Origin of the sequence: Aquimarina penaris (assembly GCF_040786285.1) — a bacterium.
Lineage (GTDB): Bacteria > Bacteroidota > Bacteroidia > Flavobacteriales > Flavobacteriaceae > Aquimarina.
Window position 1 is genome coordinate 163,892 of record NZ_JBFMKQ010000001.1, and the last position, 15,197, is coordinate 179,088.

14 protein-coding genes are annotated in these 15,197 nt (G+C 33.9%); 7 read left to right on the forward strand and 7 right to left on the reverse strand.

Features of this window, described 5'->3' with window-relative positions:
• Window positions 1-4: 4 nt before the first annotated feature.
• The gene (locus ABW637_RS00635) at window positions 5-1,924 is read right to left on the reverse strand and encodes a DUF294 nucleotidyltransferase-like domain-containing protein (protein WP_367582686.1); all 1,920 of its coding nucleotides are present in this window, start codon (window positions 1,922-1,924) and stop codon (window positions 5-7) included.
• Window positions 1,925-1,942: 18 nt separating this feature from the next.
• Window positions 1,943-2,392, reverse strand: a complete 450-nt coding sequence (locus ABW637_RS00640) for a nucleoside deaminase (protein ID WP_367582687.1) — start codon at window positions 2,390-2,392, stop codon at window positions 1,943-1,945.
• Window positions 2,393-2,490: 98 nt separating this feature from the next.
• Between ABW637_RS00640 and ABW637_RS00645 the strand changes: the two genes are divergently transcribed.
• The 6 genes from ABW637_RS00645 to ABW637_RS00670 all read left to right on the forward strand — a co-directional run bounded on the left by ABW637_RS00645 (window position 2,491) and on the right by ABW637_RS00670 (window position 7,769).
• Complete coding sequence (locus ABW637_RS00645; RefSeq protein ID WP_367582688.1) at window positions 2,491-4,257, forward strand: 1-deoxy-D-xylulose-5-phosphate synthase; 1,767 nt, start codon at window positions 2,491-2,493, stop codon at window positions 4,255-4,257.
• A 267-nt stretch (window positions 4,258-4,524) separates the two neighbouring features.
• On the forward strand, window positions 4,525-4,956 hold the full coding sequence (locus ABW637_RS00650) for a lipocalin-like domain-containing protein (RefSeq protein ID WP_367582689.1): 432 nt from the start codon (window positions 4,525-4,527) through the stop codon (window positions 4,954-4,956).
• Window positions 4,957-5,154: 198 nt separating this feature from the next.
• Complete coding sequence (locus ABW637_RS00655) at window positions 5,155-5,574, forward strand: lipocalin-like domain-containing protein (protein ID WP_367582690.1); 420 nt, start codon at window positions 5,155-5,157, stop codon at window positions 5,572-5,574.
• A gap of 267 nt (window positions 5,575-5,841) precedes the next feature.
• A complete protein-coding gene (locus tag ABW637_RS00660; RefSeq protein WP_367582691.1) occupies window positions 5,842-6,669 on the forward strand; it encodes a lipocalin-like domain-containing protein in 828 nt (275 codons plus the stop codon).
• A gap of 85 nt (window positions 6,670-6,754) precedes the next feature.
• Complete coding sequence (locus ABW637_RS00665; RefSeq protein WP_367582692.1) at window positions 6,755-7,186, forward strand: hypothetical protein; 432 nt, start codon at window positions 6,755-6,757, stop codon at window positions 7,184-7,186.
• Window positions 7,179-7,769, forward strand: coding sequence for a hypothetical protein (locus ABW637_RS00670; protein ID WP_367582693.1), 591 nt, complete (start codon window positions 7,179-7,181; stop codon window positions 7,767-7,769). Before ABW637_RS00665 ends, ABW637_RS00670 begins: the two co-directional genes overlap by 8 nt.
• A 46-nt stretch (window positions 7,770-7,815) precedes the next feature.
• On the opposite strand, the gene ABW637_RS00675 is transcribed toward ABW637_RS00670, so the two are convergent.
• The 4 genes from ABW637_RS00675 to ABW637_RS00690 all read right to left on the reverse strand — a co-directional run bounded on the left by ABW637_RS00675 (window position 7,816) and on the right by ABW637_RS00690 (window position 13,972).
• On the reverse strand, window positions 7,816-9,159 hold the full coding sequence (locus ABW637_RS00675; RefSeq protein WP_367584441.1) for a deoxyguanosinetriphosphate triphosphohydrolase: 1,344 nt from the start codon (window positions 9,157-9,159) through the stop codon (window positions 7,816-7,818).
• Window positions 9,160-9,243: 84 nt separating this feature from the next.
• Complete coding sequence (locus tag ABW637_RS00680; RefSeq protein WP_367582694.1) at window positions 9,244-11,706, reverse strand: ribonucleoside-diphosphate reductase subunit alpha; 2,463 nt, start codon at window positions 11,704-11,706, stop codon at window positions 9,244-9,246.
• A gap of 327 nt (window positions 11,707-12,033) precedes the next feature.
• Window positions 12,034-13,011 (reverse strand): ribonucleotide-diphosphate reductase subunit beta, encoded by a 978-nt coding sequence (locus ABW637_RS00685; RefSeq protein WP_367582695.1) that lies wholly within the window; start codon window positions 13,009-13,011, stop codon window positions 12,034-12,036.
• Between the two features lie 391 nt (window positions 13,012-13,402).
• Window positions 13,403-13,972: a DUF3109 family protein gene (locus ABW637_RS00690; RefSeq protein WP_367582696.1), complete on the reverse strand. Its 570-nt coding sequence runs from the start codon at window positions 13,970-13,972 to the stop codon at window positions 13,403-13,405.
• A 113-nt stretch (window positions 13,973-14,085) separates the two neighbouring features.
• On the opposite strand from ABW637_RS00690, the gene ABW637_RS00695 reads away from it, so the two are divergent.
• Window positions 14,086-14,658, forward strand: a complete 573-nt coding sequence (locus ABW637_RS00695) for a MarC family protein (RefSeq protein WP_367582697.1) — start codon at window positions 14,086-14,088, stop codon at window positions 14,656-14,658.
• 232 nt (window positions 14,659-14,890) lie between these two features.
• Here the strand turns inward: ABW637_RS00695 and ABW637_RS00700 are convergent, their stop codons facing one another.
• On the reverse strand, window positions 14,891-15,196 hold the full coding sequence (locus ABW637_RS00700) for a hypothetical protein (protein WP_367582698.1): 306 nt from the start codon (window positions 15,194-15,196) through the stop codon (window positions 14,891-14,893).
• Between the last annotated feature and the right edge of the window lies 1 nt (window position 15,197).

Consider the following 15,197-nt stretch of genomic DNA (forward strand, 5'->3'; position numbering starts at 1 on the left):
TTAATTACATCAATGTTTTAAGCTGAAAACGTATCCTAAGTAATTCTTGAATGTCTCTTACGGGTCGAAAACAGCGCTTAAGTCTTAACTTATCCTTTTTACTAAGTGTATTCAATTTAATAAACCTTCCCGAGTCTTTATGAAGCAATCCCTGGCGAGTTCTAAACTTGATTAATACCCTAAACGCTTTGGCGCAACTTTCAAAAATTGCGGCGTTTTTTGGTTCCAGTTCTGCAAGTTTTTTATACCGTTGCAATGTATTGTTTACTCCTTTTAAATTATGATATAACGTTAGTATTCTGGCTGCATCAATCAATACCATCATCGCTCTGGATTTTATATCAAATGTATCTTTATGCTCTCCGTTCTGCTCTACCAAAAATTGTTTAAAAAACCCTAATGGGGAAGGTTTCTGTAAAGCGCTAACACCAAGTAAACTCAAAAACCTATTACTTTTATTAACGCCTTCGAAAACCACTTCAGATAGCCTATCGGTCATGATAGAATTTCCATAAATATGCTGAAAATCAAAAAATATTGACGATAACAGTGTTCCTTCTTCGGTAGGAATAGTCATCCAATCTTTAAACTGCGATTCCCATTTTGTTATCGACATGCACCATTTTGGGTTGCTTGCCATCATTTCGGCAGGGCAATATTCGAATCCGATGGTATGAAGCCCTTTCGTGATTCTGTTTGCCAATTCTAAAAAATAGAATTGCGTAGCCTTATAATCCTCTTCTGCAACATCTTCAAAAACAATGGCATTATCCTGATCTGTAAGCAATACCTGTTCTCTTCTTCCCTGGCTTCCAAGGACTAAAAAACTAAACGCTACGGGTGGTGGAGTTGACATCTCTTTTAACGACAATTCTATTATCCGCACTACAAGTGCATCATTAATCTCTGAGATGATGTTTAGGATATGAGCAGTGGGAATATCTTGTTCTAAGTAAGTTTTAAGCAGTTTTTCTACCTGTTTTCTAATATATCTTAATTTTTGTAGCTTCTTAATACGTTTGGTTTCTTTAATAAGTACCGAAGGATTATTTCCAAAAGAAACTAAAAGATCATGATCAGATAAAATCCCAATTAGTTTTGAATTGCGAGTGCCATCTTTGGTAATGCAGAGATGACTAATATCATGCTTTATCAATGCTATTTGTGCTTCGGCAACAGTGAGTTTTTTAGAATATGTCACCACGGGTGAAGTCATAATTTCGGTAACCAATGATGTTAACGAAAACATCCCAGTAGCCACCTTTGCTCTTAAATCACTATCGGTAATAATACCAACGGGTTGTTTATCTTCATTGATGACAACACTATAACTCCCCTTTTTTTTGGTCATTTTTTTAGCGATATCCTGTACAGAATTCTCCAGAGAACACGTTATAGGTTTTTTGCGATATGTGATACTACGTAAGGCAGATAGATCTTTTGCCGCTTCAATAGAAATTGTGTTATCTATTCTATTTCCTTTTTCTGTTTCAGTAAAATAATTTCTTGCATGAGCAGCAAAGGTGCTTAACAAAAATCTGTTTACTTCTTTATTCTCTTCAATAAATGGTTCAAAAACCTTTGCAGAAATAGCATAAACGATCGATTCTTCATCTGCAACAGCAGACATACGGTAGTTTTTTTTAATGATCATAATACGAAGTCCGAAGAGGTCTCCTGCATCGCATACATCGACTAAACTCTGATCATTATCAAAATTTCGGTAGAGCCCAACGGCTCCTTCTCTTACAATATAAAACTCATCATGACATGGTTTATCCTGTCGAAAAATATAGTCTCCTTTTTCGACATAAAGCACCCTAATTTGCTTGGAAATCGATAATAATTCCTCTTTTTTGAGAATATCAAAAGGAGGAAATTGCTTCAAAAAATCCTGTATACGTTCTGCAATGGTGTTTTTCATACCCTAAGATATCGGGATTCAATTCAAGTTTCGTTTTTCAATAAAAAATCGCTTTAGTAATGCACCACACTCTTCTTCTAATACTCCTCCAATCATTTCGGTTTTGGGATGCAGCTTAGTTCCCATCACGGTACACCCTCTTTGTCCATCTACAGCACCATAGACGATTCTTTTTATCTGACTCCAATATAAAGCTCCTGCACACATTTGACAAGGTTCTAAAGTAACATACAAGGTGCATTCATTAAGATATTTGCCTCCTAAAAAATTAGAAGCGGCTGTTATGGCTTGCATTTCTGCATGTGCTGTAACGTCATTTAATAATTCTGTCAAATTATGTGCTCTAGCAATAATTCTACCAGCCACAACAATAACAGCACCAACGGGCACTTCATTTTTTTCATAAGCCACTTCGGCTTCTTGAAGCGCTTTTTTCATATAATGCGCATCATCTAATGGCTCAAGCATAACATCGAATTTTAAGTAAAGCTAATAAATAAAATCATTCATTTTCTCTATCCAATAAAAGTTTACAAAGAACCAGTACAAAATAGTATTTTTGCTCTATGTTAACATCATTACTTTCAAATATTCAAGATCCTTCAGACCTTAAAAAACTTTCCCTAGATCAATTACCAAAATTGGCAAAGGAACTTAGGGGTTTTGTGATTAATATTATCGCTACCAAAGAAGGGCATTTAGGCGCGAGCTTGGGAGTAATAGAACTTACGATTGCATTACATTATGTATTTGACACCCCAAATGATCTCTTGGTTTGGGATGTGGGGCATCAGGCATATCCTCATAAAATCTTAACAGGAAGAAAAGATATTTTTCATACCAACCGACAATTAGATGGTATTAGTGGTTTCCCTAAACGAAGTGAAAGTGATTATGATACTTTTGGTGTAGGACATTCTTCTACTTCTATCTCGGCTACTTTAGGTATGGCTATTGCTTCAAAACTAAAAGGTGACACTAACAAACAACATATTGCCGTAATAGGCGATGCTTCTATCGCTAGCGGAATGGCTTTTGAAGGACTTAATCATGCCGGAGTAACTGATACGAATATGTTGGTTATCCTTAATGATAATGCTATCGGAATTGATCCTAGTGTAGGAGCTCTGAAAGAATATCTTACCAAAGCCAAAGTAGGTATTAAACCTAGAAAAAATAATATTATTGAAGCGTTAAACTTCGATTATTTTGGTCCCATCGATGGGCACGATTTACCTTCGTTGATTACCACCTTAGAAAAACTAAAAACTACAAAAGGTCCAAAGCTTTTGCATATCATTACTACCAAAGGAAAAGGATTAAAGCAAGCCGAAGAAAACCAGGTAAAATATCATGCTCCCGGTAAATTTGATGCCTCTACCGGTGATTTGATATCAAAAGATAACGTTGGATTACCTCCAAAATTTCAGGATGTTTTTGGACACACCATCCTTGAACTCGCCAGAGATAATGATAAAATTGTGGGGATTACCCCCGCCATGCCCACCGGAAGTTCTCTAAAATATATGATGGAAGAAATCCCGGATCGCGCCTTTGACGTAGGTATTGCAGAACAACATGCTGTTACCCTTGCTGCAGGAATGGCAACACAAGGAATGATTCCTTTCTGTACTATTTATTCTACATTTCTACAACGCGCCTATGATCAAATTATTCATGATGTTGCACTGCAAAATTTGCCAGTAATATTTTGTATTGATCGAGCTGGTATCGTTGGAGCAGACGGTGCAACACATCACGGTGTTTTTGATATTGCTTACCTTAACTGTATCCCAAATATAATTATCGCTGCTCCTAAAGATGAAATCGAATTACGAAACCTTCTTTATACAGCTTCCTTAGGATTAAATCATCCTATTGCCATGAGATATCCTCGTGGCAGAGGTCATATCTTAGATTGGCAAAAACCATTTCAAGAAATTGAAATTAGAAAAGCTACCGAAATAAGTGAAGGAATCAATATTGCTATTATTTCAACAGGAATAATGGCACATAATGTTAGCATTGCAATAGATAGTATCGAAGAAAACATAGGTCACTACCATTTTGGTTTTATTAAGCCATTAGACACTAGCCTTCTTGAGCAAATATTAGAAAAATACAACACCATTATCACGATCGAAGATGGAGTGATTAAGGGTGGTTTTGGAAGCAATGTAATTACTTTTGCTAATCAACATGGTTTCAAAAATAAAATCATTACTCTGGGTGTTCCTGACCATTTTATTCATCATGGTACTGTAGAAGAGCTTCATGATATTTGTGGGATTTCATCAGGAAAAATTCAAAAAACCATACTAAAAAACCTATAAAAAGATAGCCATACCTCTTTTTATAAAATTTTGACTTGAACATTAAAATGTGATAGTAACATTTTGCAATGTGAAGTAACATAAATAAAAAACAAGTTATTATTTAATTACAATCCATGATAAAAAATGAGTTCTGTATCTTCAACTTTCTACAAATACAGAACTTTAGTTCTATATACAATCAGTAAGTTCGCCGTTTCTAAGTTTTAAGATACACTTAGATGAATAATACATTCGAAATACTGTATAACACAAAATTTTATATTCATGAAAAAATTTGGTTTTATTATCCTGTTTATTGCAGCAACCTTTACTTCTTGCAGTGGTGACGATGACAACGTAGTCCCGCAAAATGAGAACCCGCAATCTACCTCAAAATTAATAGGAAAATGGGGACAGATCTCGTTTACACAACAAGGTGAAGCAATGACGATTACCGATTGTGAAAAAAAATCTACTATTGAATTTACTTCTGAATCTTATACTGATATCGGCTATGCACCAGTCAATACCGATTGCCAAATCGATTACCAAGATATGGGGACATGGAAAGAAGAAGGTACTACTTTAACCCTAACCTATATAGAAGAAGGAGAAACTATCATAGAGGCAACTACTTTTACTATCGCCGATGATGTATTCACAATACGATACGATGATCAAGGGTTTATAACAGAATATGGGTATAAAAAATTGTAGTTAATATCTCTATTTATCACCTAAGCCTATTATTATTTTTAGAAAAATAAAATATCTTTTCGCATATTTCTAATCGGTATATACGTAGGATGAAATTCAAAAAAAGACTATAAAATTTAACATTTTAGGCTTAGAATCAAATTTCTTAATCACATATACGTTATTTAAAACTGAAATAATTTCAAAACATAATCGAAAATGAAAAAACTTAGCTTATTTATCTTACTTATTGCGGTAACCTTAACTTCATGTGGAAGTGATGATGACGCAGCTCCGCAACAACTAACTCTACCTAACGAAACTCTTATTACGGGCATATGGGAATTAACAGCAAGAAAAGAATTAGGAGTAGACAGAACATTGGATAATTGCGAGTTAACCTCTACAATACAATTTAATGCCAACAAAACATATACAGAAAAAACTTTTGTAAACATCTCTAATGAATGTGTTAGCGATGGTGAGTTTATAGGTACCTGGGCGATATCAGGAGAAACTTTAACCTTAGTGTATAACGATTTTGGCACACCTGCGACAGACACTCCAAAGTTTAATATAGCAAACGACGAGCTTACTTTAACTTTTGATGAATTAGAAGACACTTATAAAAAGAAATAAGAATCATTACATTGTTTACCCAAAGAGTCTCTGAAAAAATCAGAGACTCTTTTTTTATACCTATAAAGATCCAAAAAAACAATAGAAAACATTCTTTAATTCATGGTCCAACCCTATAGGCAATAAAAAATGAAAAAATTAGGGTAAGAATTTTGGTTTTAAAATAACATGCTTAAGAAGTAATTCATTTAATGAATTTATAAGGGTAACATTTTATGATGTTATTACATTAAAAACCAATAAACAAAAACAAAAAAAGTTATGACCATGAAAAAGTTAAGTTTACTAGTACTTCTAATTACATGCGTTTTTATATCATGCAGTGACGATGATGATGCAACACCAAGCCCGGTAGTATTTAATGAAGTTGATTTGGTAGGAAAATGGCAAATCACAGTAATCGAAGAAAACGGCGTAGTTTTAGAATTAAGTGATTGTGAAAAAAAGGACCTTAGTAATTTTTCTATTTCAGAAAATGGAGAAAAAATTGCGTCTTTTACAGAAAATATTGAAGACAATAATACATGCTCCGAATTCATCAGTAATATTTATAGTTGGACACTTGGCACAGGAAATGTACTAACTACTTCATTTGGGTCTGCAGACACTGAAATTCAGACCATCATCGAACTAACAGATACAACCTTAATACTACAGTCTCAAGATACAGAAATGGTCAACGGACAAGTTGTTACTATTATTTATACCGATACCTATACCTATTTGGGTGAACCAGAAATTCCCGAGGACAACTCCTCTATTAATGAATCTGATCTTATAGGAACATGGCAATTAACCTCTGCTACCGAGAATGGCGAGGAATATACAAACGCGTGTACCCAAAGGACTACTGTGGATTTTAAAGAAAACGGAACTGTAGATTTTGTTTTATATGCCGAAGATAATGCAGGACAGTGTTCAATTGATAGTTCATTTGCATCACCATGGTCTTTATCTGAAAATGTTATAAACTACGACGTAGACGATGAACCTGAAACCATTATCGAGTTAACATCTACTACTTTAAAACTACAATACACTATAATTGAAGGAAATGAACAGTTCGTTATTGTAAATACATATACAAAAAAGTAATGCACTCCATGAACTTGATTAAACAAGGGATTCTATGGACATTATAGATATATAAAGCTATATCTTTAATAAAAACAACTAATCAATGAGATACTTAATTCTACTTCTTATTTCTGCAACAATACTTTCTTGTGGGTATGACAGTTACCAATACACAGAGGATATTGTTGGAGAATGGACCGCTAAATCTATAGTTATTAAAGAAAAAAAATACACTATGGAAAAAACCAAATTCGTCATCAATTTTGATAAAGACTTAACCTATTCTGTAGATAGTGAGCTTAACAAAATAGCCAATGACTATTATTTTGAATCAATACCCTTTAGAGGGAAAGGACAATATCAAGGCGATTACGCTGTGGTATCTGAGAATATGCTTCGATTAAAAGAACAATACAGAGACAAAATTACATTTACATATATGGCTATTAATAATGATGAATTGACTTTAACCTATATAAGCAGGGATAATGTAAAAATAATAACAGTATTTACTAAAACTTCAAAAAATGACTAGAATTACACTTGTATTTGTCCTAATGATAAGTTTTACATTCTTATCATGTTCCAAAAATTTTCCAGTTGATATCGCTGCTAAAGTTTTACTATTAAATCCTGCTAAGGATAGTCTGAATATTCATGTAAATAACGAATTAGTAAGATCTGTTACCGCTAAAGTAGGTCATATATACTTAGAACAAAATGAGTATGATGTATCTATTATCCAAAATGGTAAAGAAGAGAATAAAGTAACATTAGAAATAGATTCTGATGAAGCCGATAGATCCACTCATGACAGCGAGCATGTTACCTTAATAAACTCTAATCAGAAAAATGATTATGTATTAGTAGATTGTAGCGCAGCGTATACTGAAGGGACAGAGTATACAATTAAAGAAAAATATATAGATCAGGCAATCATAAAACTTGACTATATTACTTACGAATATTTTCGAATGGGGTGGCAAAAACTTCCCAATAATTTATTCGGGTATGGAGATCTTTCTATCTATAAGTTGTTTTATATCCCAGAAGAGTACGTTTCAAAATCAGACAAGGAGATTATAGAATATTGTGTGGCCCATGGTCTTTACAATTAATAGGTTCATAAAAGAGCTGTCTGTAACAATCAGGCAGCTCTTTTTACTATAACTGTAAACCTCTTATTTTCTGAAATTTCAACAATGCGTTGCCATCTGTAAGACTAGCTACATAATTACTGATACTTATTAGTCTAGTATATAAATCTTCATTTTTGTAATCAAAATTATCTCCTTCGGCTCTTAAAATAAGCTTATCATAATTTGAGCTTTGCTCTTCATTATAATTATCGGTAGCTACACAATATCTATCAAGTAACGTTGCCAAAATCTCGTATCCTGCAATCTCTTTTTCGATTACCTCTTGACTTTGATATATTTTTTCGACACTAATTTTGATAATATCATTGATCTGAGCTTCGTACTTACTTTTATCAATCAATGCTATATCAAAATTACTAGATAGGATCTGTTCTTCGTTTTCTATAAAAACACTTGCGGCTTCTTGTATTAATGTATTAATAGCTAATGCGCGCAAGTAACTCAAACGATCTGCCGTAGTAGCCAGTTTATTATATTTTGAAGTATTAATCGAATCCTTAACCAATTTAATAAGATACTCTAAGGCATATTCTTCATCAATCAACCCTAGATTAATACCATCTTCAAAATCGATAATGGTATAACAAATATCATCTGCGGCTTCAACCAAAAAGGTTAACGGGTGTCGGCTATATGTAATCTCATCCCCTACGCTGTGTTTTAGCAACCCTATTTCTTCTGCCACTTCATTAAAAAAAAGTTTTTCATTCTGAAAATACCCAAATTTTTTATGTGCAATATGTGGGGTTGGTTTTTTGGGTAATGACTCCTTAGGGTATTTCATAAAAGCTCCCAATGTGGCATAAGACAATCTAAGTCCTCCTTCTATTCCTTCTCGGGATTCGGTAAGAATCTTAAATCCATTAGCATTGCCTTCAAAATCGATCAGATCCTGATATTGTTTTGGAGTCAATTGATTTTTGTAACGATTACCGCTTCCCGTTTTAAAGTATTCTCCGATAGCTTTTTCTCCAGAATGACCAAAAGGCGGATTCCCAATATCATGTGCTAATGCTGCTGCTGCTACAATGGCACCAAAATCATTAAACTGATACCCATGAATGGTTGCAAGGTGTGGGTGTTTTTCTAGAATCTTCTTACCCACTACTCTACCCAAAGATCGACCTACTACCGATACTTCTAAACTATGAGTTAATCGCGTATGTACAAAACTGGTTTTAGACAGTGGAATTACCTGTGTCTTATCCTGCAAGCTTCTAAACGCAGAAGAAAAGATAATGCGGTCATAATCTACTTCAAAACCTAGTCGAGTTTCGTCTTGTTCTTTACGTAATCTTTTATTTTTATCTCCTTGTCGTTTTAAGGACAGAAGTTGTTCCCAATTCATCATATTTTTAAGAAAATTCGAATATACAAAAAAGGGAAGCATCCCCTAAGATGACTTCCCTTTTTACCCTATATAAATCTAGGTCTAAGACCCACACATTAAACAATCGTCTCCTTCGCCTTCTTTAGATTGTGCAATGATTGCACGAAGTTCTTCTGGAGTAAGCGCCGTTCCTTCTGCAGCAACCGGCTCTTCTTTTGGCTCTGCCTTTGCAGCTTGAGCTTCCATTACCTGAGCTGCTGCTACTGCTACTTGCTCTGGTTTTGGTTCTTCTTTATTCTCTTTTTTAACCGTAAACTTAATCGCATCAACGGCAGATTTTGTTCTTAAGTAATACATTCCTGTTTTCAATCCGCTTTTCCATGCATAGAAATGCATTGAGGTTAATTTTGCCATTGTTGCGCCTTCCATAAACAGATTTAGAGACTGAGACTGATCGATAAAATATCCTCTATGACGAGACATATCGATAATATCTTTCATACTTAATTCCCAAACGGTCTTATAAAGCTCTTTAAGATCTTGCGGAATGACATCAATGTTTTGTATTGATCCATTTGCGCGCATAATAGCATCTTTAAGCTCATCTGTCCATAACCCTAACTTCACTAGATCTTCAAGTAAATGCTTATTTACTACAATAAACTCTCCAGATAGTACACGTCTGGTATATATATTACTTGTATATGGCTCAAATGCTTCATTATTTCCTAAAATCTGAGAGGTAGATGCTGTAGGCATTGGTGCTACTAATAACGAGTTACGCACTCCGGTTTTAACCACCTGCTTACGCAATTTTGCCCAATCCCAGCGACCACTTAATTCTTCATCTTTTATACCCCACAGGTTATATTGAAACTCTCCTTTAGAGATCGGAGAACCTTTATAACTCTGGTACGGGCCATCTGCTTTGGCTTCTTCCATAGATGCTGTTACCGCAGCAAAATATAAGGTTTCGAAAATCTCCTGGTTTAATTTCTTAGCCTCATCACTTGTAAAAGGCATACGCAACTGGATAAACGTATCTGCTAACCCTTGCACTCCTAATCCAACAGGACGATGGCGCATATTAGAGTTTTCTGCTTCTTTTACCGGATAATAGTTACGATCAATTACCTTATTTAGGTTTTTAGTCACCCGCTTTGTTATTCTAAACAGTTCTTTGTGATCAAACTCTCCATTTTTCACAAACATGGGCAATGCAATAGAAGCTAGATTACATACTGCAACCTCATCTGGACTAGTATATTCTAAAATCTCTGTACATAGATTTGATGAACGGATCGTACCCAGGTTCTGCTGATTAGATTTACGGTTTGCAGCATCTTTGTACAACATGTACGGTGTACCGGTTTCGATCTGAGATTCTAAGATCTTTTCCCAAAGCTCTCTGGCTTTTATGGTTCTACGTCCTTTTCCTTCGGCTTCAAAACGTAAATATTCTTTTTCAAACGCATCACTATGGATATCAAATAATCCCGGGCATTCATTTGGGCACATTAGTGTCCATTCTGCATCATCCTGTACTCGTTTCATGAATAAATCAGGGATCCACATAGCATAGAACAAATCACGTGCACGCATTTCTTCTTTACCATGATTTTTCTTCAGATCCAGAAAATCAAAAATATCTGCATGCCATGGCTCTACGTAGATCGCAAAAGAACCTTTACGCTTTCCTCCTCCTTGATCAACATAACGTGCAGTATCGTTATAAACTCTAAGCATTGGTACAATACCATTTGATGTACCATTGGTTCCTGCAATGTATGATCCTGTAGCACGTACATTATGAATAGATAATCCGATACCACCAGCAGATTGTGAAATCTTAGCCGTTTGTTTTAATGTATCGTATATCCCATCAATACTATCGTCTTGCATTGTTAACAAGAAACAAGATGACATCTGTGGTTTTGGTGTCCCCGAATTAAATAATGTAGGCGTAGCGTGTGTAAAATATTTTTTAGACATTAACTCATATGTCTCGATAGCTGCATCTAAATCATTAAGATGAATCCCTATAGAAACCCTCATTAACATATGTTGTGGACGCTCTGCTATTTTACCGTTAATCTTAAGCAAGTATGAACGCTCTAATGTTTTAAAACCAAAATAATCATAACCAAAATCGCGATTATAGATGATAGTAGAGTCAAGCTTTTCTTTATTAGCTGCAATTACATCATATACTTCATCAGAAATCAAAGGTGCTTTTTTACCTGTTCTTGGATTTACATACTCATAGAGATCTGTAACTACTTCAGAAAAGGTCTTCTTTGTATTTTTATGCAGATTAGAAACAGAGATACGAGCCGCAAGTTTTGCATAATCAGGGTGCGTTATCGTCATGGTTGCAGCAATTTCTGCAGCCAGATTATCTAATTCGCTAGTTGTAACACCATCATACAGTCCTTCTATCACTCTCATCGCCACCTTTACAGGGTCAACTAATGAATTAAGCCCATAACATAATTTTCTTACCCTTGCGGTAATCTTGTCGAACATAATTGGTTCTTTATGCCCATCTCTTTTTACTACATACATACTACTTTTTGGTTTTTAAATTTTCTTCTTGCGAAGAAGTTGATGTTAATTCGTGTTACTAATTCTACTATTTGAATACCAAAAAATTATATTTCACCTGCTAGAAACATGTTACTAAGAAGAAGTCTCTAAATCTTAAAGCTAGAGTGATTCTACACGTAAAATATAATTTTTTGACTTTCGTCCCTTTCTTTTTGTTATAAAGCTGTATCAAACTGAGCTAATCTGAAATAAACAGAAGAAACGTTTTTGACTAGCTCAGAATGAATATATTGTTGTTTTGATAGGATTTTGGATTCCTTCAGCTTTCGCCGGAATGACAATTATCTAAAAATCGGCATCAAAACTTATTTTATTATCTCCGGTATCGTTATTAAGTACTCCTGCTTTCTGGTATTCTGAAACTCTTTTTTCAAAGAAATTTGTTTTTCCTTGTAATGAGATCATATCCATAAAGTCAAATGGATTTGCAGTACCATATTCTTTTTCGCATTCTAATTCTACCAACAATCTATCGGTAACAAATTCTAGATATTGCGTCATCAATTTAGAGTTCATTCCAATCAAACTTACGGGAAGTGATTCTGTAATAAATTCTCTCTCGATATTAAGAGCATCTACGATGATACTTCTAATTCTTTCTTTTGGTACTTTATTTACTAAATGTTTATTATGAAGGTGAACGGCAAAATCACAGTGTACTCCTTCGTCTCTAGAAATTAATTCATTTGAAAATGTAAGTCCTGGCATTAAACCACGTTTCTTTAACCAAAAAATAGAACAGAATGCTCCAGAGAAGAAAATTCCTTCTACTGCGGCGAACGCAATTAATCGTTCTGCAAAAGAATCAGATTCGATCCATTGTAATGCCCAATCTGCTTTTTTCTTAATTGCAGGAAAATTTTCAATTGCATTAAATAGAATATCTTTTTCTTTTTCATCCTTAACATAGGTATCGATAAGTAATGAATACGTTTCAGAATGAATGTTTTCCATCATGATCTGAAAACCATAGAAGAATTTTGCTTCGCTGTATTGTACTTCGTTTACAAAATTTTCTGCCAGATTTTCATTTACAATTCCATCTGAAGCTGCAAAAAATGCCAAAATATGTTTGATAAAATATTTTTCGTCATCGGTAAGCTTAGTAGACCAATCTGTTATATCTTGATGCAAGTCTATTTCTTCTGCAGTCCAAAAACTAGCTTCCGATTTTTTATACCATTCCCAAATATCATGATGTTGAATTGGAAAAATTACGAATCGATCTTTGTTTTCTTGCAAAATAGGTTCTACGGCGCTCATCTCAGTTTTTTTAACTTTTCTTGGTGTTTTTTTCTCTTTCAAGGGTCTTACAAAGATCAAGAAATAGGTCAAAAGTTCTACCAAAAGTTAGTAAACGTTTTCAACAAGTTTTCAACACGGAGTATATTTACGGGAAAAATCCCCTTTTACAAAAAAATACACAATATACTGATTATCAGTATATTAATTTTTAAAAAGATAAAAAAAATGTTGATGATATTTTTAAAAAGTTCAAGTTTTTCAATTGCTGACAGTGTTTTTTGAGCAAAAAAATAAAAAGATAAAAATGAATGAATTTACGGTAAACCCGTAACGGGAAAAATCCCCTTTTTTTTAACAAAAAGGTTACGAAAATTTTAAATTTTATGAATTTTGCGTAGAAAAAGTGTTATTATTTTTTAAAATCTGTGGCAACTTTTTCAAGTTCGATATACCAGTCTTCACCAAATTTTCGGATCAATGCTTCTTTTACAAATTTGTAGATTGGTACTTGTAATTCTTTTCCTAGTGTACACGCATCATCGCAAATCTCCCATTGATGGTAATTTACCGCCGAAAACTCGGTATAATCTTGCACACGAACCGGGTAAAGATGACATGAAACTGGTTTTTTCCAATCAATTTCTCCTTGATTATATGCTTCTTCGATAGCACACATAGCTGTCCCTTTTTCATCAAAGATTACATAAGCACAATCAGCACCGTTAATTAATGGTGTTTCTAACTCTCCGTTTTGAGTTTTAACATAAACCCCTTGATGCTCGATTGCCTCAATACCTTCTTTACGTAAGTAAGGCTTAACTATGTGATATATCTCTTTCAATTTCTGAGTTTCGGATTCTTCGAGTGGTGCTCCTGCCTCCCCATCAATACAACATGCCCCCTTGCATGCAGAGAGATTACACACAAAATCCTTTCCGATAATATCTTCTGAAACTATAGTTTTTCCTAGTTGAAACATGGCGCTAATATAATTCTTATGTGATATATTTTTTACAATTTATTAAGCTTTTTATAATACCTTTATCAAATAAAGTCTATTTACATTTGCATAAATTTTGAAACCATCCATTTATGAACTTTAACCTAAAAGAAATATTAACTGCAAGTATGATATTATTTGCGGTTATAGATATTGTAGGAAGTATCCCAATTATTATAGATTTACGAAAAAAAGTAGGCCATATTCAAAGCGAGAAAGCATCGATAGTAGCTGCTATATTGATGATTCTTTTCTTATTTGTTGGTAAAGAAATTCTAAGTCTAATTGGAATCGATGTTAATTCTTTTGCCGTTGCCGGGTCTTTTATTATTTTCTTTCTAGCTATAGAAATGATCTTAGGCATTCAATTATATAGGGATGATGCCCCAGAGACAGCTGCTGTTGTTCCTCTTGCATTCCCTTTAATTGCTGGTGCAGGTACAATGACCTCTATACTTTCATTAAGGGCAGAATATCAACCTATTAATATTGTAATTGCTATAATAATCAATATCATCTTTGTATACCTGGTATTAAAATCTTCGGGTAAAATCGAAAAGGTTTTGGGCAAACAAGGGATTAATGTGGTAAGAAAGATATTTGGAGTGATTTTGCTTGCAATCGCAGTTAAATTATTTGCTACCAATATCAAAGGACTATTTTAAAGAAAGATAACTACAAAATACTACAGATTGAAATATTTCATATATATATTAATAACAATAGCTGCGGGTTTGATGATCTATAATGCTACACATTTAGATTTTGACAACTTATTTTCTGGTGATAGTAAAACTGCTCTTATTGGTGTTATTGCACCTGCTTGTGTTATTCTTTTAATGTTAATTTTATTGATTTCCAGAAAGATTCAACAGAAAAAAAAGAGAAAATAAGTTGTCAAAATACAAAAAAGCAGGCAATAATTACTGGTGGGATAGACACCACCATTAAAATCATAAAGAAGTTATGCAGTTTCCTAAATAACAAAGCTCTCTTTAAGGATTTTGTAAGTTTAACATCTCCCGAACTGTTTATATGTTCTCTTATAATATCGCCAGAAACATAAGAAGTATCGACTAAGATATCATGCTTTAAAAAAATCGCAGCACTATTATCCAATAGCCTAAAAGCGACCGCAATAATAAAGAAAAAAAGTGGAGAGCAAATTGCAATAGCAATTAAATATTCTTCTAGTTCTGACATA

Bases quoted from the DNA above. Each gene is read 5' to 3' on its own strand.
- ABW637_RS00695 (WP_367582697.1), top strand. From the start codon at position 14,086: ATGAACTTTAACCTAAAAGAAATATTAACTGCAAGTATGATATTATTT.
- ABW637_RS00660 (WP_367582691.1), top strand. From the start codon at position 5,842: ATGAAAAAGTTAAGTTTACTAGTACTTCTAATTACATGCGTTTTTATA.
- ABW637_RS00655 (WP_367582690.1), top strand. From the start codon at position 5,155: ATGAAAAAACTTAGCTTATTTATCTTACTTATTGCGGTAACCTTAACT.
- ABW637_RS00640 (WP_367582687.1), bottom strand. From the start codon at position 2,392: ATGCTTGAGCCATTAGATGATGCGCATTATATGAAAAAAGCGCTTCAA.
- ABW637_RS00645 (WP_367582688.1), top strand. From the start codon at position 2,491: ATGTTAACATCATTACTTTCAAATATTCAAGATCCTTCAGACCTTAAA.
- ABW637_RS00670 (WP_367582693.1), top strand. From the start codon at position 7,179: ATGACTAGAATTACACTTGTATTTGTCCTAATGATAAGTTTTACATTC.
- ABW637_RS00685 (WP_367582695.1), bottom strand. From the start codon at position 13,011: ATGAGCGCCGTAGAACCTATTTTGCAAGAAAACAAAGATCGATTCGTA.
- ABW637_RS00665 (WP_367582692.1), top strand. From the start codon at position 6,755: ATGAGATACTTAATTCTACTTCTTATTTCTGCAACAATACTTTCTTGT.
- ABW637_RS00650 (WP_367582689.1), top strand. From the start codon at position 4,525: ATGAAAAAATTTGGTTTTATTATCCTGTTTATTGCAGCAACCTTTACT.
- ABW637_RS00635 (WP_367582686.1), bottom strand. From the start codon at position 1,924: ATGAAAAACACCATTGCAGAACGTATACAGGATTTTTTGAAGCAATTT.
- ABW637_RS00675 (WP_367584441.1), bottom strand. From the start codon at position 9,159: ATGAATTGGGAACAACTTCTGTCCTTAAAACGACAAGGAGATAAAAAT.
- ABW637_RS00690 (WP_367582696.1), bottom strand. From the start codon at position 13,972: ATGTTTCAACTAGGAAAAACTATAGTTTCAGAAGATATTATCGGAAAG.
- ABW637_RS00680 (WP_367582694.1), bottom strand. From the start codon at position 11,706: ATGTATGTAGTAAAAAGAGATGGGCATAAAGAACCAATTATGTTCGAC.
- ABW637_RS00700 (WP_367582698.1), bottom strand. From the start codon at position 15,196: ATGTCAGAACTAGAAGAATATTTAATTGCTATTGCAATTTGCTCTCCA.